Source organism: Acinetobacter sp. YH12052, assembly GCF_013419835.1.
GTDB classification, from domain to species: Bacteria; Pseudomonadota; Gammaproteobacteria; order Pseudomonadales; family Moraxellaceae; genus Acinetobacter; species Acinetobacter amyesii.
On the sequence record NZ_VOZI01000002.1, the window covers coordinates 66,072 to 85,525 of the forward strand.

The window sequence follows — 19,454 nt, forward strand, 5'->3', positions numbered from 1 at the left end:
TATTTCAATAAATAGCCTCGACGAGGGCAATTCAATCATTTAGCAGTACGTTGTCATTACATCATCCATTCAATCGGGAGGTATGACACTGCTTTTATGCTAAATCTTTGGAATCGTGTTGTTTCTGGTTCATGAGTATAGGTTTTGATTGTTCCATTTTTTTGATGCTCTAACCAAATGATTTCGCCATTTTTATCTAGTTTTAATTCATATGCAATTTGCGGTAAATACTGGTTTAATGCGGCAGAAATATCATTTTGTAATCGATCAGACTTAACGACAAGGCCAACTTCCGAATTTAAATTTGCGGAACGTGGATCAAAGTTAAATGATCCAATAAACACCATTCCGTCGATATCGAAAAATTTTGCATGCAAACTAGAGGCATTTTTGCCTTTTGCAGGGATGATATTTCCAGTTATGACCTCATACCATGTGCGTTTTGAACGCTCTATATAAGGTTTAAATTCATATAGTTTCACGCCATTTTCGAGTAAGTCTTTGCGATATTTTTGATAAAACGCATGAACGACAGCGACGTCATTGGCTAAAAATGAATTGGTTAACACACGGACTTCTACATTTTTACCTGCAAGACCCGTTAGAAAGTCAGTTCCTTGTTGCGTGGGAACAAAATAAGCTGAAACCAATTCCATGCGTTCCTTGGGCTGTCCCATCAAGGTCGAAAATTGGTTATAAATTAATTCTTGCTCTTTAGCCTCACCACGAATTTTATTCGGACTATCCGCAATGAAATGTGCTTCGGCCCAATTCACCGGTCTTAGTTTAAGCTGAGCCGCCAGTTGTTGCTGTGCATAGTTAATGCGCTGTTGATCTTTAGTCAACGTTGTAGAGTTTTCTTGGTACGTTTGTCTTAATTGATTTAAGTCTTCTTTTGTACCTGCACCAATCCATTGCTGAACAGAATAACTTAAATCATCATTCCAAAAGTTCAAAAACACTTGATTGGCTTGTTGAATGGCTTCCCCATAGAAAAGGATATCCAAATCTGTAAATTGAAAACTTTCACTGGCATCAAAATATTCATTACTGATGTTACGACCACCAGTTACGCCTATAAAACCATCGGCAACAATTAATTTATTATGCATACGATGGTTAATATGCTTTAAGCGAAATGCATAATCAATGACACGTAATTTTCTGAATTTATAGGGATTAAACAGTTTGATTGAAATGTTGGGATGAGCTGAAAGGGATTGTAAGGTCGGATCGAGTTTCGTCCCGTTTTGATCATCAATTAGTAGCCTGACTTTTACCCCACGGTCAGCGGCATGCAGTAATTCTTGAAACATCAGATGCCCAATAGCATCATTTTCCCAAATATAATATTGCAAATCGATGGTGTATTTTGCATTTCGAATCAAATGTAGGCGAGAAGCAATGCTTAAGAAGGCATCATCTAATGCTAAATAAGCCGTTTGTTTTTGTTCTAATTTTTCTAAATCCGTAGCAGACGTAATCCATTTTTCTGCATGTGATTGTATAGGGACATCTTTTTTTGACTGATTGCTAGGTAAGCTGCATCCAGTTAATAGGCTGATCGAAACAGTTAAACCGACAGTACAACTTATTTCACGTAATTGTATCATTCGAATAGCATTAATCATTCCTTGAAAAATTCATCATAACATCATGTTTTAAGGTTGTATCTAGGCTTAAAAAGAGGTTACTGTAACTCATCTGTTAATATAAGCCATACAGGATGTTTTTAGACATGAAATCACGTGCAGCCGTTGCTTTTGGACCGGGTCAGCCTTTAGAAATTGTTGAAATTGATGTGGCACCACCTAAAGCAGGTGAGGTTTTAGTCAAAATTAGCCATACAGGTGTGTGTCATACAGATGCATTTACATTGTCGGGTGATGATCCTGAAGGCGTATTTCCAGCAATTTTAGGGCATGAAGGTGCAGGTGTTGTGGTTGAAGTCGGTGAAGGTGTGACTTCAGTGCAACCGGGTGATCATGTAATTCCGCTTTATACCGCAGAATGTGGTGAATGTTTATTCTGTAAATCGGGTAAAACAAATCTTTGTGTATCTGTACGAGCAACACAAGGGAAAGGTTTAATGCCTGATGGCACAACACGTTTTTCTTACAATGGTCAGCCGATTTATCACTATATGGGCTGTTCAACATTCTCTGAATATACTGTGGTTGCAGAAGTTTCTTTGGCAAAAATTAACCCTGAAGCGAACCATGAGCATGTGTGTTTGTTGGGTTGCGGCGTAACAACAGGTTTAGGTGCAGTTAAAAATACCGCTAAAGTTCAGGAAGGTGATTCAGTTGCAGTCTTTGGTTTAGGTGGAATTGGTTTGGCTGTGGTACAAGGTGCTAAAAAAGCTAAAGCAGGTCGTATCATTGCCGTAGATACCAATCCTGACAAATTCAAACTGGCTGAAGAATTTGGCGCTACAGATTTTGTTAATCCAAAAGATTATGATCGTCCAGTTCAAGAAGTGATTGTAGAAATGACGGGTTGGGGCGTCGACCATTCATTTGAATGTATTGGCAATACCAATGTGATGCGCTCTGCTTTGGAATGTGCTCACCGTGGTTGGGGGCAATCTGTGATTATTGGTGTGGCAGGTGCAGGTCAAGAAATTTCAACCCGTCCATTCCAATTGGTTACAGGTCGTACTTGGAAAGGCACTGCTTTCGGTGGTGTTAAAGGTCGTTCACAATTACCGGGTATGGTAGAAGAAGCCATGTCAGGCGAGATCAAACTTGAACCATTCGTGACCCATACCATGGGGCTAGATAAAATCAATGAAGCTTTTGATTTAATGCATGAAGGTAAATCAATTCGCTCTGTTGTACATTTTGAAGATTAAACATTGATTTAAATATTATTGATTAAACGACTAATCATTTAAATATTAATACGTTTATTTTCACTGTTTTAAAAACTAGGCTTTGGCCTAGTTTTTTTATTTATGTTGGTATAACAAATCAAAACTTCAAATTAGGATTTGCAAAAAGTGACAGATTGTTAGACATAAAATGATAAAAAATGCCAAATGATAGATTTTGTCCCGAATTCACATGGTGGGAAATTAGCACTAAACTTAAGGTAAGCATAATTTAAAAACAAATGTATATTAATGCATTATCCGAGGCAAAAAATGACAACTACAAGTTACAAGCCTGAGTGGATTCGGGAAGATTTTATTGATTTTATCGGAGAGAAATTTGATGCAATTTGGGCCTACAAACGTGTAAAAGCACAATTGGTCAAATCACGTTGTGTGGGGATCGGGTTTTATGAACTGAGTTTTTTAGCGAATCACAATTTTAAGGCAGCAAATTATCGACCAGGCCAATGTGTTCTGGTGACAGTTGTCAAAGATGGTGTACGTCATCAACGTAGCTATAGCGTCGTCGAAATTAATACATCTGGTCATGTGGTGATTGCAGTTAAACAGCAAGGCAAAGTGTCCAATTGCCTGACGCAATTAAAAACAGGTGATGTTGTTGAATTATCGCAACCGCAAGGTGAGTTTGGCCTAAAGCTAAATTCGGATCGCCCAATTTTACTGCTTGCTTCAGGGAGTGGTATTACCTCAATCATGGCTTTGTTTAAACAAGCCATTCAGCTTGGACGTACAGTTGACCTGATTTACTTCAATCGAGATGATGCTTATTTGGATGAATTGATTCAACTAGCGAAGCAATCTAACCATGTACATTTACATGCGATTAATACGCTGAAAACCAAATTGCATATCTCACCAGAGGTGCTAAATCACATGGTTCCTGATTTTAAGCTGCGAGATTGCTATGCCTGTGGTGCAACGCAAATGATGCAAAGCATTGAGCAATTGTATCGTGAATTCAAGCTTTCAGAATATTTAAATACTGAATATTTTCAGATGATTGCTGATGATTCAGTGCCTGCTCAACCTGTTACTTTTAGTTTAGCCCAGCAAGATTTTTTGGCAGAGGGAAATTTACTGGAAAGTGCTGAAAAAGCCGGTTTAAAACCTGCGCATGGCTGTCGGATGGGTATTTGTAATACCTGTTCGTGTACCAAATTACAGGGTTCAGTGAAAAACTTACTCACTGGCGAAATGGATCATGCGAATAACACACAAATCAAGTTATGTGTCTCTCAGGCAATTTCACCCGTACGCATTCAACTCTAACCCAAGCCGCATAAAAACAAATCAGGGGCGTCATCATGAATCAATCGATATATATTAGTCCGAATAGTAAGTCACGTTATTTATCACCCGAACAAACTGCTGAATTTGGCGAAAAAGTTGAGCAAATTCGCCGTGAAATCATCCAGAGTGTGGGTGAAAAAGATGCAGCGTATATTTATAAAATTCGCAATTTTGTCCGTTATAGCGAGATCGCATCTCGTGGCATGTTGATGTTTGCAGGCTGGATTCCACCAGTGTGGTTACTCGGCACAGGCTTATTGGGTATTTCTAAAATCGTAGAGAACATGGAACTCGGACACAATGTGATGCATGGTCAGTTTGATTGGTTAAATGACCCGAGTTTAAATGGTGCTAACTATGACTGGGATACTATTGCCACGGGTCAAGACTGGAAATATACCCATAACTATGTGCATCATACCTATACCAATATTGTGGGTATGGACCATGATGTCGGTTATGGTTTGATCCGTGTGAGCGAATCGCAAAAGTGGGAGCCACGCTTCCTATTTAATATTCCACTGGCTGCTCAACTCATGGTTTTCTTTGAGTGGTATGTCGGCATTCAACGTTTACATTTAGAAGATGTTATTGCGTATAAAACCAAAACTTGGAAAGATGTATGGCATGAAGCGGCTGATGTACGTCAGAAAATTAAGCGCCAAGTGATTAAAGATTATGTGTTTTTTCCGCTTATTGCAGGTCCCAATGCGATTCCTGTCTTTGCAGGAAATGCTGTAGCCAACGTGATTCGTAGCTTATGGGCTTCCGCTGTCATCTTTAATGGCCATTTTACTGAAGATGCGGAAAACTTCGAAATGGACAATACCGAAAACGAAACTCGAGCAGAGTGGTATCTCCGTCAAATTCGTGGCTCAAGTAATTTTAGTGGAACACAATGGTTGCATATACTCAGTGGTAATTTGAGTCACCAAATTGAACACCATTTATTTCCAGATATGCCTGCGAATCGCTATGCAGAAGCCGCACCTAAAATTAAAGCACTTTGTGACGAATATGGTATTCACTATAACGAAGCCAGTTTTATCAAACAATTTGCAAGCGTTTGGGTTCGCCTCGCGAAATGCTCAGTGCCGAATGACTGGAGAGCCGAAATCAAGGAACGTTCAGCATCACTTCAACAGCATGTTAAACAAAAAATCATGAAGAAAATCGGGCGTTAAAACACAGTATTGTTTAGCAATATTGTCCTAAGAGATCTTAAATTAGAAGCTGAAGCTACGTATTAACATCAGAAACGTAATTTGATTCAAATAAAAGAACGATACACGGTAATGTCATCCGCAACTGTTTGAGACAGGACTACTTCTCATCAAAAATGTTTTTGCGATACTTTGAATAATTTGACGCTAGTGAACGAGTTTAGTCGGTGAGGTGCATTGCACCGCAAGATGGTTTCCTTGCGAAGCTTTGCTTCTCATTTTGCCTAATGAGAAACATCGTTTCGTAAGAGTACCTCCAGCCGAAGGCTAATCTCTTTATCTAAACCCTAGATGTAAGACTCCGTCGAATAGACTGAAAAAGCATTTTAAAAATGCGAAATTACTTTTACGTGCGTAATATCAGTTAAATAAGAACGATTTCTAAAGCAGTAAATTCGCCAAAGTAGCGTTCATCTACTTTGGCTTTTTTAGATCTTTCTAAAGAGTAAGAGCTATTCAACTAATTGGACGCTACTCTGAATGCCACAAGATTCTACAAAATAAGCATCATGTGAAACGAGGATCACCGCACCTGTATAATGCTGAATGGCTTGAGCCAATAACGCTCTAGATTCTATATCTAAGTGATTTTCAGGTTCATCTAACAATAAAAGCTCTATATTTGGCGTTAAATAATTTAAGCCTAACAAGGTCACTTTTAAACGTTCACCACCACTTAAACAGTGAAATGGCAGTTCCGCTTTTTGACCACGGATTCTAAGTTGACCAAGTTGATTACGCCATTCCGTTGAGGAAACATCACGATTAAACTTTGCTAGATTGTCCAAAACACTCAGTTCAGGTGATAAATCACTCAAGTTTTGGTCTAAATACAGGGTATTCACAGACAAAAATATTTCATGGCTAGACTGTGATGTGGTCTGACTCAGATACTTTAGAAATGTAGATTTACCAATACCATTTTTTCCTTTTAAATGAATTTTGTCACCTGCTTGTAAGGCCAAGTCGAAAGGTAGGTGCTGAGATGTTTTGCTATGAAAATCTTTAACTCTTAAGATTTCTCCTGTTTTTTCAGTGCGATGTTGAAAAACAAATTGCTGCTCTTTGATATGCTCAAGTTGTTGCTGTGATTGAAGCAGTTGGGTTCTCTTTTCTTCCAATTGCTTCTGCTGTTGCGTTTGAACTGTCGCGAGGCTTTGACCGGCTTGCTCTTTTTTAAAATCGAGTAAAACTTTAGCTTGGGAGTCTGACTTGCGTAGTGCATGACCTTGTTGTTCTCGTTTTTGTGCTTTCATTTGTGTTTCGTGTTGTTGTAATTTGAGTTGTTTTAACTCACGCTGATGCTGCATAGCATTACGCTGTAAGGCTTTATTTTGCAGATCATTTTTTTGAATGTATTCTTCATAGTTACAAGTAACATGCGTGACTCCAAACTCATTTAAAGCGTAGATATGCTCTACATGTTGCAGCAACTCTCGATCATGACTGACGACGAATGCACCCGCAGGATGGTTTTTTAAACGATCGATGAGCCATAAACGTGAAGATACATCTAAATGGTTACTAGGTTCATCCAAAAGTAAATAATGGTCAGTTTTTAAAAATAATGCACACAAAGCCAATTTGGTTTTTTGACCTTCACTCAGCTGAGCGACTGGAAAATTTAAATCTGTTGGAAGTGACGCCTGCTTAAGTTGTTGCTGCCAAAGTGTAGGAAGGTGCCACTGGTTTTCAGTCAGCTCAAAGTCTTCAAAACTGGCATTGCCTATTTCGATACGTTGAAATGCGTCATATAAATTTTCCACACCGAGTGCAGAAGCAATCGTGTCAGCTTCTAGTCGAGTAAATTGTGATAAATAGGCATGTGGTACATTCCATGAAATTTCCCCTTCGTATGGGAGATCTTTCAGATTTTGCTGATGTAAAATTTTAAGGATGCAGGACTTTCCTAAACCATTGCGACCAATACATGCCGAAAGCTGTTGTTGATTGAGGTTAAATTTCAGGTTTTTAAAAAGTGTTTTAGAAGGAAATTCCAAGCTTAGTTTGGAAATTGTACAAGTTGTTTGAGTCATAGATGCACCTTGCGATAGCAAAGATGCGCAATACAAATAACTAATTTTATTCTATAAAAAAGACAATATTTGAGAAAATGCAGTCGAAGTCATTAGCCATGTGTTTGCACATCAAAAAAATGGATTTGATGATGAAAAAAACAGGGCTTACTTCATTGGCAAATACTCGAATTAAAAATAAGTGGAAAAAAGCTTTAAACAGCCTAATGTTGTGCAGTCTAATAAATGTTTATTTATTAATCAATACATCAAATTTTAAAAATAGGTCGCAGTAATTGACAGTAGAGTTATTTAATACAACAAAATAGCAAAAAACTATTGTCAAACCGATGAATACAGCGTATTTTAATTTTCAGACAGATACTTTTTGATGAAATCAAGATGTTAAAGCAACCTTTAATCTTAAACGCATATTATTACTTTTGGCAGTTTAGATAATTGCCTGAACGCGTTCGGGCATGAAAAAGGTTGCCCACCAAGTTTATACCTGATCGGCAACCCTGATCAGGTTTTTTTATGTCTTGATTTTTATAATATTTTTGGAGAAATCTCATGTTTACAGTAAATAATTCATATTTTAGCAACGGTTATTGGTTTTACTTTAGTCAGTCTATGTCTAAAGCCCTGAAGTCCCAAAGTCCCATAACGCTCAGATAAAAGATCGGACTGTTAATGTATACAGTCCAAAGGAATAGAACCAATGAATGCGCTAAATACAGCTTTACAACAAACTCAAAATTCAGAAATTCAGAAATCTACACAGCCAAAAGAAACACTTTTGAGCTTGCCACATCAATTGAAACAACAATTACCTTTATCAGTTCATGCTGCAGAGCAAATTGCTGCACATCGTGCAACGATTCAAAATATTTTGACGGGTCAAGACCCGCGTCTAATGATTATTAGCGGCCCATGTTCAATCCATGATCCAATTGCTGCGTTGGAATATGCTGAAAAATTAAAACAATTACAGGCACAGGTTTCAGATCAAATTTTTCTTGTGATGCGCGCATACATTGAGAAACCACGTACTACAGTGGGCTGGAAAGGCTATATGTATGACCCAAGTTTAGATGGTTCATCTAATATGCAGTTGGGCTTAGAAAAATCACGTGAGCTGTACTTACAAATTATTGAAATGGGTTTGCCAATTGCCTCTGAAATTTTAAGCCCAATGGCGACGGGTTATTTTGATGACCTTTTGGCTTGGGGTGCAATCGGTGCGCGTACCAGCGAATCACAAATTCATCGTGAAATCTCGAGTCATATGCCATACAGTATTGGTTTCAAAAACGGAACAGATGGCTCAATCCAAATTGCTCTAGATGCCATTCAATCTGCGTCCCATCCACACCAGTTCTTAGGTATGAGTCAAGCCGGCTTACCGTGTATTTTAGAATCTGTTGGCAACCCACAAGCACATTTGATTTTACGTGGCTCCAATACAGGTCCAAATTATAGTTTGGCTGAAATAGACAAAATTCGTAGTAAAGTAAAAGGCGATTTACCGGCTTTAGTGATCGATTGTAGTCATGGTAATAGCCATAAAGACCCAATGAAGCAACCTGAAGTATTACGCACTATTGTAGCGGAGCGTGAGCATACCCAAGTGCGTGGCGTGATGTTGGAAAGTCATTTAGTGGATGGTAATCAAAAAATTAGTTGTGACATGACTTATGGTCAATCTATAACAGATGGATGCTTAGGTTGGGATAAGACCATTGCTTTGATTCAACAGGTTACGAATGAACTTCATGCATCACAAATTAAACGTAGTGCTTAACAATCCAGAGCATACTCAGTCTGAATTGATTTACCCCAAAGCCTTAGAACATTGATTGTTCTAAGGCTTTTATTTTGAAAAATCCTTTGTTGCTTACTTCAATATAAAAATTGAAATATGGCCTATATTTTAAAATATATACTGATAATTCAGTGTTTTATGTTTGAGTGAATCAAATTTTTTATGCACAATAATGTCTAAGCTCAATACAGCGCCAGAAATAATGACAATCTGTGCTTGGGTGTTTGAAATTTTATATTGGGGAAGTTGATGTACACTGCTGAATTGCTGGAAGAAGCACGCCGTTTTATGTTCCACATGTTAACCAAAGTGGTTGAATATGGGGGTTCTGATTTATTTATTACGGCAGATTTTCCACCAAGTATTAAACATCAAGGCATGATGAAACCCTTTGGGCAGCAAGAACTTGATGCTGAGAAAACAAAGCTTTTCGCCTATAGTTTGATGAATGAGAAGCAGCGCAAAGAGTTTGAAACAGAACTAGAATGTAACTTTGCGATTAGTGTGCCAAACGTTTCGCGTTTTCGTGTCAATGTATTTCAGCAACAGTTACATGTGGGTATGGTCATTCGTACCATTACGGCAGAAATTCCAAATTTTGAAAAGCTTAAATTACCGGCTTCGCTTAAGCACGTGATTATGGAAAAACGTGGTTTAGTTTTAGTGGTTGGAGGTACAGGTTCAGGAAAATCAACCTCTTTAGCGGCGCTGATTGATTATCGAAATGAAAATAGTGCAGGGCATATCATCACTGTTGAAGACCCAGTGGAATATGTGCATAAGCATAAAAAATCAATGATTACGCATCGTGAAGTCGGTGTAGACAGTCATTCGTGGCATAACGCTTTAAAAAATACCTTGCGACAAGCACCAGACGTGATTTTAATTGGTGAAATTCGTGACACCGAGACTATGGAACATGCAATTGCCTTTGCTGAAACAGGACATTTATGTTTAGGTACGCTACATTCAAATAACGCCAATCAAACCCTAGATCGAATCATTAACTTCTTCCCAGAAGAGCGAAGAAATCAATTGCTTATGGATTTATCGAGCAATATGAAAGCGATTGTTTCGCAGCGTTTAATCCGGACTGAAGATGGTAAAGGACGCCGTGCAGCCGTTGAAATCATGTTAAATACGCCGCTCATTTCAGATTTGATTTTGAAAGGTGAGTTTCATGAACTAAAAGCGATCATGGCAAAATCTCGTGAAATTGGGATGCAAACTTTCGACCAAGCTTTATTTGATTTATATAATGATGGCGCAATTTCTTATGAAGAAGCTTTAAGAAATGCCGATTCAACCAATGAATTACGTTTGCAAATTAAACTAAAAAGTTCACGTGCAAATGGTACTTCAGCGGCTGCGCAATCGTTTAGTATGGTTGAAGAAAAGAAAGAAGAACCTGAAAGCACCGAAGCTTCGGAAGAAATATAAGCTGCATATTCATGCAAATGGTATATAAGCCAATTTAGCTATCAAATTGAAATAAAAAAATCAGCCTGAGGGCTGATTTTTTAGATATTAGAAATATTTACAGACCAGCTTCGTATTGTTCGCTGGTCAATAAAGCATCTACATCAGCCATATTGTCTGGTTTAATTTTATAAATCCAACCTTTGCTATAAGGTGCATCGTTTACAAAATCAGGATCATCTTCAAGGTCTGGATTGACTTCAACAACCACACCAGAAATCGGTGCATGAATATCAGAAGCGGTTTTTACCGACTCGACCACACCCGCTTGTTCACCAGCAGTGATATATTGACCCACATCTGGTGCTTCAACATAAACTAAATCACCCAATGCGTCTTGTGCATGATCAGAAATGCCTGTAACAACAAGGTCACCTTCAATTCGCACCCATTCATGTGTACTTGCGTACTTTAAATCTGAAGGATGATTCATTGATAACTCCTTAAATCCATTAAATTCATTTTTGGCATGAGTTATACATGCTTTTTAGGTAAAACAAAAGACTTATAAGTACGGATCTTTACGCCAATTGCTTGGGCTACGACCACTCCAACGCTTAAAAGCACGGCTAAAATTGGCGACATCGCTATAGCCCAATTCATCAGCAATTTGCTCTAAGGTAAAATCAGTCCGTGATAGAAGCGAAGTAGCATGACGGTAGCGAACTTCGTCAACCAATGTTGAAAATGAAGTCCCTTCGGCAGCAAGTTGGCGTTTAAGGGTTCGATCGGACATGTGTAGCCATTCAGCAACACTTTCAATACTTAAATAGTGCTGCTCAGAGTTGGTTAAAATGTCACGAACGCGCATGGCAATACGGTGGCGTTCGCCCAAAGCAGAAAGTTCAGCTTCACATTGATTAATGGCGATTTGACTGGCAATCGGGTCTGCATGGACCAATTTATTGGTTAAATATTGCTTATCAAAACTAAGTAGGAGATGTGGCTGATCAAATCTAAATTGGTGTCGTGGATATTTGGCAATAAACCGCTCAAAACCTTCAGGTTGAGGGAAATCAAAATCAATTTCTCCCGCAGAATAATCCACACCAGTAATTGCTTTGCCCATGCTGATCATGCCAAAAATTAAGGCAATAGAAATCTCAGTACGTAAAGGCTCAATCGTAACGTCGGTTTGTAGTTGAACAGTAGCTTTGGTTCCAAAAGTTGAGAAAAAAAGCTGTAAAAAGGGCATGCGTAACTGAATAAAACGGTTTGCCAAGACTAAGGCATCAGTTATGTCCTTCGCCGTCATGATGGCATAGCCAATAAAACCATGAATTGAGATGCGCATTTGGTTGCCCAAATGAAAACCTAGAGTTGGCTCACCAGTTAATCGTAGTGCGTGCTCTACCAATTGATTGGCGATGGGTGTTGGAATACGGAAATCTGGTTCAGCCAATTGTTCGCTGTTTAATCCGAATGGACTAAATAATGTTTCTGCAGTGTAGCCCCATCGAGAGACCACATCTAAAAGGAGCAATCCATACACTCCGGGAATACCCTGATCCTGACGGGAATTAATTGTTTTCATAGCGTTCCGTTGCAATGCGGGTTTTTCTTCTGTTCAAGGTTATATTGGCATGATTCCGTGTTGTATCCCACAAAAATTGTTGGACAAACTGACTAGGCTCAACTATTTATAGCGGCCTACCTTAGCGTTGTAAAGTAGGCCGTTAAGGATTAATTCGGTTTAAAATCTTTGGAAAAGACCACAATTTTGGTCGTAGACATATAAAGAACGTCATTGTGCTGATTGAGCGCTTGCGTAACATAGGTCACAATGCCGCGGTCTGTCTTACTTTTCGACGGAGTAATTGCAGATATTTCAACTTCTACACGAATTTTATCCCCCGGACGTGTTGGGCGCGGCCAACGCAGACTTGATTCAGAGCCAATTAAGCCATAAGCCACAAGGAAACATTCAGTCCATAAGCGCATTGTTACAGCAGCAGTATGCCAACCACTTGCCGCTAGCCCTTGAAAGATCGGGTGCTGTTGGGCTTTGACTTCATCTGTATGAAATTCCTGAGGATCAAAAGCGTTGGCAAATTGCTTGATTTCTTCAACAGTCATTTCATATTCACGACTGCTAAAGTGATCACCAACTTTAAGGTCTTCCAGATACAGCATTTTCATCTTCCTTTGATTCTACTTTATGTTGTTCTATTAAAAATCCACCGGTTTGACGCTGCCACAAGTGTGCATAAATACCATTCAAAGCGACAAGCTCTTCATGGGTGCCTTGCTCAGCAATACGTCCTTGATCCAAGACAATCAATCGATCCATTTGCGCAATTGTTGACAGTCGATGCGCAATGGCAATCACAGTTTTGCCTTGCATCAAATCATCTAAACTCGATTGAATCGCAGCTTCGACTTCTGAATCGAGCGCACTTGTGGCTTCATCTAAAATTAAAATTGGTGCGTCTTTTAAAAATACTCGAGCAATTGCAATACGTTGACGCTGACCGCCAGATAATTTAACACCACGTTCACCAACAAATGCGTCATAGCCACGTTGACCACGTAAATCGATCAATTGAGGAATGAATTCATCAGCTTTCGCTTTGCGTACTGCATCATACATTTCTTCATCAGTCGCATTCGGACGGCCATATTTAATATTTTCTTCAACCGTGCGATGCAATAACGAGGTGTCTTGGGTCACCAAAGCAATATTTTTTCTCAAGCTATCTTGAGTAATATCTTCTATATTTTGGCCATCAATCGAAATACGACCATGATTGATATCATAAAAGTGGAGTAAAAGTTGAATTAATGTCGATTTTCCGGCACCTGAACGCCCGACTATACCGATTTTTTCACCTGGTCGAATGGTTAAATTAAATTGATTGATGACCTTTTTATCATTATAAGCAAAACTGACATCTTCAAATTTAATTTCGCCTTGCTGTACTTTTAAGTCGGTTGCATCAGCTTTATCTTGAATATGAATTGGGCGGCCCATGGTTTTCATCCCATCTTGAATGGTCCCGACATTTTCAAATAGGGCAGATGTTTGCCACATCATAAACTCGGAAATACTACTGAGTTTTAAAATCATGGCGGTCGCTGCTGCAATGACCCCAAGCTCAGCTTGACCATCCATCCAGAGCCAAACGGCTGTTCCAAGTACGCCACCATATAAAACAATGATCAGCAAATTCGTCGCGATGTTGTATTTTGCAGCAAGTCGCATTTGCTTATACACCGTCACCATAAATTCTTTCATTGAGGCTTTGGCATATTGGCTTTCACGGCCCGCATGGGCAAATAATTTCACTGTTTGAATATTGGTGTAGGCATCGGTGACACGACCAGTCATTACTGCGCGTGCATTGGCTTGTTCATTTGAAATTTTGCTTAATTTTGGGATGAAATAGCATGCAGAACCAATAAATAAAGCCAGCCAAAGTAATAATGGAACAATCAACAGTGGCGATATAGCACCTAAAATCACGGTGATCGAAATCAGGTAAATGAAGACATAGGCCAACATGTCACCAAGAATAATCCAAAACTCACGTACAGCCAGTGAAGTTTGCATGACTTTGGCAGATAAACGACCTGCAAAGTCGTTGTGGAAGAAATCTAAACTTTGTTTCAGTAATAAGTTATGAAATCTCCAACGTAGGCGCATTGGAAAGGTGCTATATAGAATCTGATGTTTAATAATGGTTTGAAGGCAAGAAAAGAAGATATTTGCCAATAAAATAAAGCTTAAAATGGTCAGATTCGTCTGGTGCTGCTGTAAAAAGGTTTCAGGTTGAGACTTACTGATCCAATTGACTAATTCGCCAATTTTGGAATAAAGCAGTGCTTCAAAACTCGCTACACCTGCTGTACAGAGTACCAATAACAATAGGTATTTTTTTACACCCGTCGCAGCTTGCCATACAAAGGGGAAAAATTTTGTCGGCAATGGTTTATTCAAGTCCTGTTCAGGATAAGCGTCAACTAAATTTTCAAACCATTTAAGCATGCAGATAACCTGAGAATTTTGCTGTAATTAATCTTTCTTTCTTCAGCTCTGAGTGTAATGGATTCGCTGGTTTTTCTCCATTTTGATTTGTTTATTTACTTAAAAGCTTGGCTGCAAAAGTTCATAGAATTAAAATGTACAACCCGATTACGACCTTGGCGTTTTGCTTCGTATAGAGCAATATCGGCTTGTTTAATTAACTGATCAAGTTTGGCGTGGTTAGGGTCAATTTTGGAAACACCAATGGAGATCGAAAATTTCACCAATTGACCATCTATATAAAACTGGTATTGTTCCATTTTATGTCTTAACCGTTCAGCAATTTTTAATGCATCTTCTGGGACGGTATAAGGCAAAAGTACAATAAATTCTTCACCTCCAAAACGTGCCAACATATCGTAAAACCGCATTTCTTTACGTGCAATTTCAGCAATTTGGCATAGCACTTGATCGCCGACATCATGTCCGTATTGATCATTAATCGCTTTAAAATGATCGACATCAAAAATCAATAGACTGGTGCAGACCGTCATCGGGGTTTCTTGGATTTTTTTATTGGCGGCATGTACAAATTGGCGACGATTACTTAACTGGGTTAATTCATCCGTATGGGCAATTTTGCGAAGGGTATGAAAGTTCCAGTCATCTAGCAGCGCTCTTAGAAAGGTTTTACGAGAGTTCAGCGTTGAGTTCCAGCAGATATACATACTGAATAGCAGCACAGGAATATACACCAATAAAAAAATCGTAAAATCACCAAAATCATTAGTGCGCCATGCGCCAAAAAGTATCGCTGCCGAGATCATGGCAGAGGTCATGATCGAAGGGCGAAAATGCACATGAATACTTAAATTACCCAATACAATCAAAATAATGGCGGCATATTGATAGCTATGCACCAGTTCATTTTGCGACTGAAGTAATATCTCAAACCAGAGAATCGCTGAAAGGCAAGTGGCGAGTGGCAAAATCAAATCGAGCAATTTAATCTGTTTGATATATTTAAACAGAACATAGTTCAGGCTAAATGCACCTATAATGGCAATAATACGAATCACACCTGAAAGCATTTCTACGTCTGGCAGCACATAGCGATCTGCCCAAAAATAGATTAAAAATGCCAATTGAGCGAAATAGTTGACCTGCTTTAAATAGTCTTTCTGGTTGTAGTACAAAAATTTGTAATAAGCATTTTTAAACTGTGCCGGAATACGTGCAATCGGGTCGGATAAAGCACGCTCAATACGGACACGATTCTCTAAATCACATGCTTCTGCCTGTATGAGCGTATGTTTGGCAGAAGTGCGATTAATCGATTCTATGAGTAATTGTGATTCGTTTTTAACTGATTTCTGAGAAGGTTTCTTGGGGCCTTCCATGACCAAGCTCCTATTTTAGAAGCGTTTTTATGCAACTGTTAACAAATAGTATCTAAAATTGTCTACATTTGTATAGTATTTGTTTGGGTTTTTTTAATTACTGATGTTACGCAGTAACACCAGAAGCGTAATTTGATTTAAATAAAAGTATGATACGCGGTAACGTCATCCGCAAGTGTTTGAGACAGCACTTCTTCTAATCAAAAATGTTTTTGCGATACTTTGAATAATTTGACGCTAGTGAACGAGTTTTGCGGATGACAATGGTTTTGGGTGCTTTTGCCAAAACAAAAGTACCTCCAGCCGAAGGCTAATCCCTTTATTCACCCCCTAGATGTAAGACTCCGTCGAATAGAATTAAAAATCATTTTTAAAATGTGAAATTACTGTTATGTGCGTAACATCAGTTAATTATTTTTAGTTGTTTCAGATGCATTATATTTTTAGGAAATTATACGATCAGCGCATTTATCTAGCCTGCTCTAAATCCTTGCATTGCGCGATAAAAAAGCACTAGCAGATGTCGAATAGCTTTTAAAGAAAACGCCCCCAATATATATTCAATCGACATTGTGAATTCTTTAACCTAAAGAATTTCTTCTTCAAATATACATGGGGAGATGCGCAATTAAGTCTTAGCTTTTATCGACATTTGGTTGAACGAGGGCTTTAAAATCGGCACTAGAAGGGGCTTGATAGATTTTAAGTCCAAACTCAGGTGTGATTGCGATCAGATGGTCAAAGATATCCGATTGAATCGCTTCATAATCTTTCCATGCAATAGTTTTACTAAAAGCATAAATCTCTAAAGGAATGCCTTCACTCGTGGGTTGTAACTGACGCACCAAAATCGTTTGGTGTTGGGCAATGCCTGAATGCTGTTGTAAATAAAATTCTACATAGGCACGAAAGGTCCCAAGATTGGTTAAACGGCGCTGATTATATTGCGACTGATTTGAAAGTTGCTGATTAAACTGAGCAAGCTCTTCATGCTTATGGTCAAGATATTGATCTAATAATAAAAATTCTTTGAGTTTATTTTGCTCATCCTGAGTCATGAAATGAATAGAGCTTTGATCGATATAAAGTGAGCGTTTGATGCGGCGTACACCGGACTGTGCCATACCACGCCAGTTTTTAAAGGTGTCTGTCACCAGTTTATTGGTTGGAATCGTGGTAAAGGTCTTATCAAAGTTCTGTACAGTAATGGTATGTAATGACATATCAATGACATCGCCATCCGCATTGAGCGAGGGCATTTCAATCCAGTCACCAATTCGCACCATATCATAAGAAGAAATTTGTACCGAAGCGACCAGTGACAAAATGGTATTTTGGAAGACCAACATCAGTACAGCCGCCATAGCACCGAAGCCTGCGAGTAATGTAAATACATCTTTTTTCAGAAAAGTACCTAAGATCATTAGGCCACAAACCAAAAAGATGATCAATTTGACCAACTGCAAATAGCCTTTAATTGGTTTGTTTCTAGATTTTGGATTACGTTGATAAATCAGATTAAAAATATTTAGTAATTCAGAAATGGCTAAAGCAATGGTCAGGAAGATAAAGGCCTGACAAGCCATTTGAACGATTGAGATAAACTTCACAGATAAATGTGGGACTGTGGTTATGCCATTTAAGATTACAATTGCTGGAACAATGTTGGCAAAGCGTTTAATCACACTATGTTCTGACAAAATTTGACTGTGGCTAAATGCCATTTTAGACACGAGCTTACGAATACCACGTACCACAATTTGCTTGGCGATAAAATTTGCGATAATGGCAAAAATAATAATAAGACTGAGCGAAGTCAGCATTTCTAGCCAAGGGTATTGATCTGACCAGTCTTGAATATTTTTAATGAACTGAAATTTTTCCAAAATCATCCTACTCTTATTGATGTAAATGAAAGGGTTAATGATCAAACTATTGTAATTATGATGATTATATAAGCAATTTTATACTCGTAAACTTTACGGAGTTACGACATGTATAGTCCATAATGTTACTTATTGGGTGCTAAGAAATGATTTTTTTGAAGGTATAACCTAATTGATGAACTAAAATAGATAAATGTTGAGCTAAAAAAAGCCCCCTAATTAGGAGCTTCATTAGCGATATGAAATGCTTACCACATTAAATCATCAGGAATTACATAAGCTGCATATGGATCTTCTTCATCCGTGGTTTGTTCATTGACTTCAGAATTATTCACAATAATAAAGCCTTCCATTTTCGCATTAATACGGTCGGCTAATTCTTTTGGTAAAAAAGCATAGTTGCTATTTTCACGTGCAATAACAAGACTACCCGCAACAAGGGCATTATAAATTTGCTGATTGATATAAAGCTTTTTGATCTTGGCATCATCGATAAATTGATAGGTCGATTCGCCATCGGTATCACGAATTTTATGCTGATTAATCATTTGCATGATGGCAGCTTTTAATTCTTTTTCTTGCAACACTGCTTTACGATCTTGCTCTAAAGCATGATCTTTAGCCATTTTCTGCTGCTGATCTTGCTCAATTTTCGCCTTGATTTCAGCATCTTTACTTTCACCGGTACGTTTTTCATGTACGGCTTGTTTAGACAATTTTTTTGCCTTTTTATTATCGACCAGACCTGCTTTAAGCAGTTGCGCCTGTAATGCATTTTTAACCATAGTACGTTCCAACTAATCGTGTATATGTCGATAATGAAAATAGATGATCCAATATACTGCGCTCATAACTACACTGAGTGCGGCAGGAATTAGGAATGCGTTTAATTTTAAATAAGGATAAAGCCAACTGGCAAGTATGCCACCAACGATAAATCCAGCCAAAATTAATAAATGTAAGACCACACGTTTAGACTCAACCTGAAGTCCACGGGCTTTATAACCCAAAGCCAAACCTAAGTCCGTCAAAACACCAGAGAGATGTGTGGTACGAATAATGGTACCTTTATAGTGGCTGACCATTGCATTTTGTACACCCATCGCCACGCATGCCCAAAGCAAAGCGTAACGTGGAAAATAGGGCAATATCATCCAACACAGGACAATAAAAAAAGCCACTAAGCTTAATGGGACGCCATAACGTCGCGTTAAGCTAAAGTGACTATTTCCTAGAATTAGCCCACTATAAAATGAGCCAATCACATAACAGAGCAACACTAAAATCAAATAAATAATTGTAGCCGGCTGCCATGCAATTAAAGCCATGGCTAACATACTGACATTACCCGTCATGTGAGATACCGACTGGTGCAAGATCGTCACCAGGCCGAGTACATTAATCATTCCTGCATTCACTGCGAGAAAAAAAGCACCCAGTTGTATCCAAAGCGGTAAAGTCTGAAAAGGCATGGCC

Annotated in this window: 15 protein-coding genes; 5 read left to right on the forward strand and 10 right to left on the reverse strand. The window is 38.5% G+C overall.

Annotated elements, in window-relative coordinates; all coding sequences use genetic code 11:
• Window positions 1–56: 56 nt before the first annotated feature.
• Window positions 57–1,613, reverse strand: a complete 1,557-nt coding sequence (locus FTU06_RS01600) for a phospholipase D family protein (RefSeq protein WP_180144496.1) — start codon at window positions 1,611–1,613, stop codon at window positions 57–59.
• Window positions 1,614–1,738: 125 nt separating this feature from the next.
• Between FTU06_RS01600 and FTU06_RS01605 the strand changes: the two genes are divergently transcribed.
• From FTU06_RS01605 to FTU06_RS01615, 3 genes are all read left to right on the forward strand, one after another.
• The gene (locus FTU06_RS01605; RefSeq protein WP_078193885.1) at window positions 1,739–2,854 is read left to right on the forward strand and encodes an S-(hydroxymethyl)glutathione dehydrogenase/class III alcohol dehydrogenase; all 1,116 of its coding nucleotides are present in this window, start codon (window positions 1,739–1,741) and stop codon (window positions 2,852–2,854) included.
• A gap of 291 nt (window positions 2,855–3,145) precedes the next feature.
• On the forward strand, window positions 3,146–4,165 hold the full coding sequence (locus FTU06_RS01610) for a flavin reductase family protein (protein WP_180144498.1): 1,020 nt from the start codon (window positions 3,146–3,148) through the stop codon (window positions 4,163–4,165).
• A 35-nt stretch (window positions 4,166–4,200) separates the two neighbouring features.
• Window positions 4,201–5,370: an acyl-CoA desaturase gene (locus tag FTU06_RS01615; RefSeq protein ID WP_180048929.1), complete on the forward strand. Its 1,170-nt coding sequence runs from the start codon at window positions 4,201–4,203 to the stop codon at window positions 5,368–5,370.
• A gap of 491 nt (window positions 5,371–5,861) precedes the next feature.
• Here the strand turns inward: FTU06_RS01615 and FTU06_RS01620 are convergent, their stop codons facing one another.
• Entirely contained in the window at window positions 5,862–7,445 is a 1,584-nt protein-coding gene (locus FTU06_RS01620; protein ID WP_180088382.1) for an ATP-binding cassette domain-containing protein, read from the reverse strand.
• A 700-nt stretch (window positions 7,446–8,145) separates the two neighbouring features.
• On the opposite strand from FTU06_RS01620, the gene FTU06_RS01625 reads away from it, so the two are divergent.
• Together FTU06_RS01625 and FTU06_RS01630 are read left to right on the forward strand one after the other, a co-directional pair.
• Window positions 8,146–9,228, forward strand: coding sequence for a 3-deoxy-7-phosphoheptulonate synthase (locus tag FTU06_RS01625; RefSeq protein ID WP_180088380.1), 1,083 nt, complete (start codon window positions 8,146–8,148; stop codon window positions 9,226–9,228).
• A 270-nt stretch (window positions 9,229–9,498) separates the two neighbouring features.
• Entirely contained in the window at window positions 9,499–10,689 is a 1,191-nt protein-coding gene (locus tag FTU06_RS01630; RefSeq protein ID WP_168377534.1) for a PilT/PilU family type 4a pilus ATPase, read from the forward strand.
• Window positions 10,690–10,786: 97 nt separating this feature from the next.
• Here FTU06_RS01630 and gcvH read toward each other — a convergent pair whose 3' ends face one another.
• The 8 genes from gcvH to FTU06_RS01670 all read right to left on the reverse strand — a co-directional run bounded on the left by gcvH (window position 10,787) and on the right by FTU06_RS01670 (window position 19,450).
• Window positions 10,787–11,161 carry a glycine cleavage system protein GcvH gene (gcvH, locus tag FTU06_RS01635; protein ID WP_180144501.1) on the reverse strand — a complete coding sequence of 125 codons (375 nt, stop codon included), beginning with the start codon at window positions 11,159–11,161 and terminating at the stop codon, window positions 10,787–10,789.
• Between the two features lie 72 nt (window positions 11,162–11,233).
• The gene (locus tag FTU06_RS01640) at window positions 11,234–12,262 is read right to left on the reverse strand and encodes an AraC family transcriptional regulator (RefSeq protein ID WP_180008879.1); all 1,029 of its coding nucleotides are present in this window, start codon (window positions 12,260–12,262) and stop codon (window positions 11,234–11,236) included.
• A gap of 149 nt (window positions 12,263–12,411) precedes the next feature.
• Window positions 12,412–12,861, reverse strand: a complete 450-nt coding sequence (locus FTU06_RS01645) for a MaoC family dehydratase (RefSeq protein ID WP_180008877.1) — start codon at window positions 12,859–12,861, stop codon at window positions 12,412–12,414.
• Window positions 12,839–14,713 (reverse strand): ABC transporter ATP-binding protein, encoded by a 1,875-nt coding sequence (locus FTU06_RS01650; RefSeq protein WP_078193808.1) that lies wholly within the window; start codon window positions 14,711–14,713, stop codon window positions 12,839–12,841. The genes FTU06_RS01645 and FTU06_RS01650 overlap by 23 nt, the downstream gene beginning before the upstream one ends.
• Before the next feature lie 95 nt (window positions 14,714–14,808).
• Complete coding sequence (locus FTU06_RS01655) at window positions 14,809–16,092, reverse strand: sensor domain-containing diguanylate cyclase (RefSeq protein ID WP_180144503.1); 1,284 nt, start codon at window positions 16,090–16,092, stop codon at window positions 14,809–14,811.
• Between the two features lie 635 nt (window positions 16,093–16,727).
• The gene (locus FTU06_RS01660) at window positions 16,728–17,978 is read right to left on the reverse strand and encodes a mechanosensitive ion channel family protein (RefSeq protein ID WP_168377530.1); all 1,251 of its coding nucleotides are present in this window, start codon (window positions 17,976–17,978) and stop codon (window positions 16,728–16,730) included.
• 248 nt (window positions 17,979–18,226) lie between these two features.
• Window positions 18,227–18,763, reverse strand: a complete 537-nt coding sequence (locus FTU06_RS01665) for a DUF2058 domain-containing protein (protein WP_168377529.1) — start codon at window positions 18,761–18,763, stop codon at window positions 18,227–18,229.
• Between the two features lie 12 nt (window positions 18,764–18,775).
• On the reverse strand, window positions 18,776–19,450 hold the full coding sequence (locus tag FTU06_RS01670; RefSeq protein ID WP_180144507.1) for a YoaK family protein: 675 nt from the start codon (window positions 19,448–19,450) through the stop codon (window positions 18,776–18,778).
• Window positions 19,451–19,454: the final 4 nt, after the last annotated feature.

Coding starts and splice junctions, on each gene's coding strand:
- FTU06_RS01600 (WP_180144496.1), bottom strand. CDS start 1,613: ATGATACAATTACGTGAAATAAGTTGTACTGTCGGTTTAACTGTTTCG.
- FTU06_RS01605 (WP_078193885.1), top strand. CDS start 1,739: ATGAAATCACGTGCAGCCGTTGCTTTTGGACCGGGTCAGCCTTTAGAA.
- FTU06_RS01610 (WP_180144498.1), top strand. CDS start 3,146: ATGACAACTACAAGTTACAAGCCTGAGTGGATTCGGGAAGATTTTATT.
- FTU06_RS01615 (WP_180048929.1), top strand. CDS start 4,201: ATGAATCAATCGATATATATTAGTCCGAATAGTAAGTCACGTTATTTA.
- FTU06_RS01620 (WP_180088382.1), bottom strand. CDS start 7,445: ATGACTCAAACAACTTGTACAATTTCCAAACTAAGCTTGGAATTTCCT.
- FTU06_RS01625 (WP_180088380.1), top strand. CDS start 8,146: ATGAATGCGCTAAATACAGCTTTACAACAAACTCAAAATTCAGAAATT.
- FTU06_RS01630 (WP_168377534.1), top strand. CDS start 9,499: ATGTACACTGCTGAATTGCTGGAAGAAGCACGCCGTTTTATGTTCCAC.
- gcvH (WP_180144501.1), bottom strand. CDS start 11,161: ATGAATCATCCTTCAGATTTAAAGTACGCAAGTACACATGAATGGGTG.
- FTU06_RS01640 (WP_180008879.1), bottom strand. CDS start 12,262: ATGAAAACAATTAATTCCCGTCAGGATCAGGGTATTCCCGGAGTGTAT.
- FTU06_RS01645 (WP_180008877.1), bottom strand. CDS start 12,861: ATGCTGTATCTGGAAGACCTTAAAGTTGGTGATCACTTTAGCAGTCGT.
- FTU06_RS01650 (WP_078193808.1), bottom strand. CDS start 14,713: ATGCTTAAATGGTTTGAAAATTTAGTTGACGCTTATCCTGAACAGGAC.
- FTU06_RS01655 (WP_180144503.1), bottom strand. CDS start 16,092: ATGGAAGGCCCCAAGAAACCTTCTCAGAAATCAGTTAAAAACGAATCA.
- FTU06_RS01665 (WP_168377529.1), bottom strand. CDS start 18,763: ATGGTTAAAAATGCATTACAGGCGCAACTGCTTAAAGCAGGTCTGGTC.
- FTU06_RS01670 (WP_180144507.1), bottom strand. CDS start 19,450: ATGCCTTTTCAGACTTTACCGCTTTGGATACAACTGGGTGCTTTTTTT.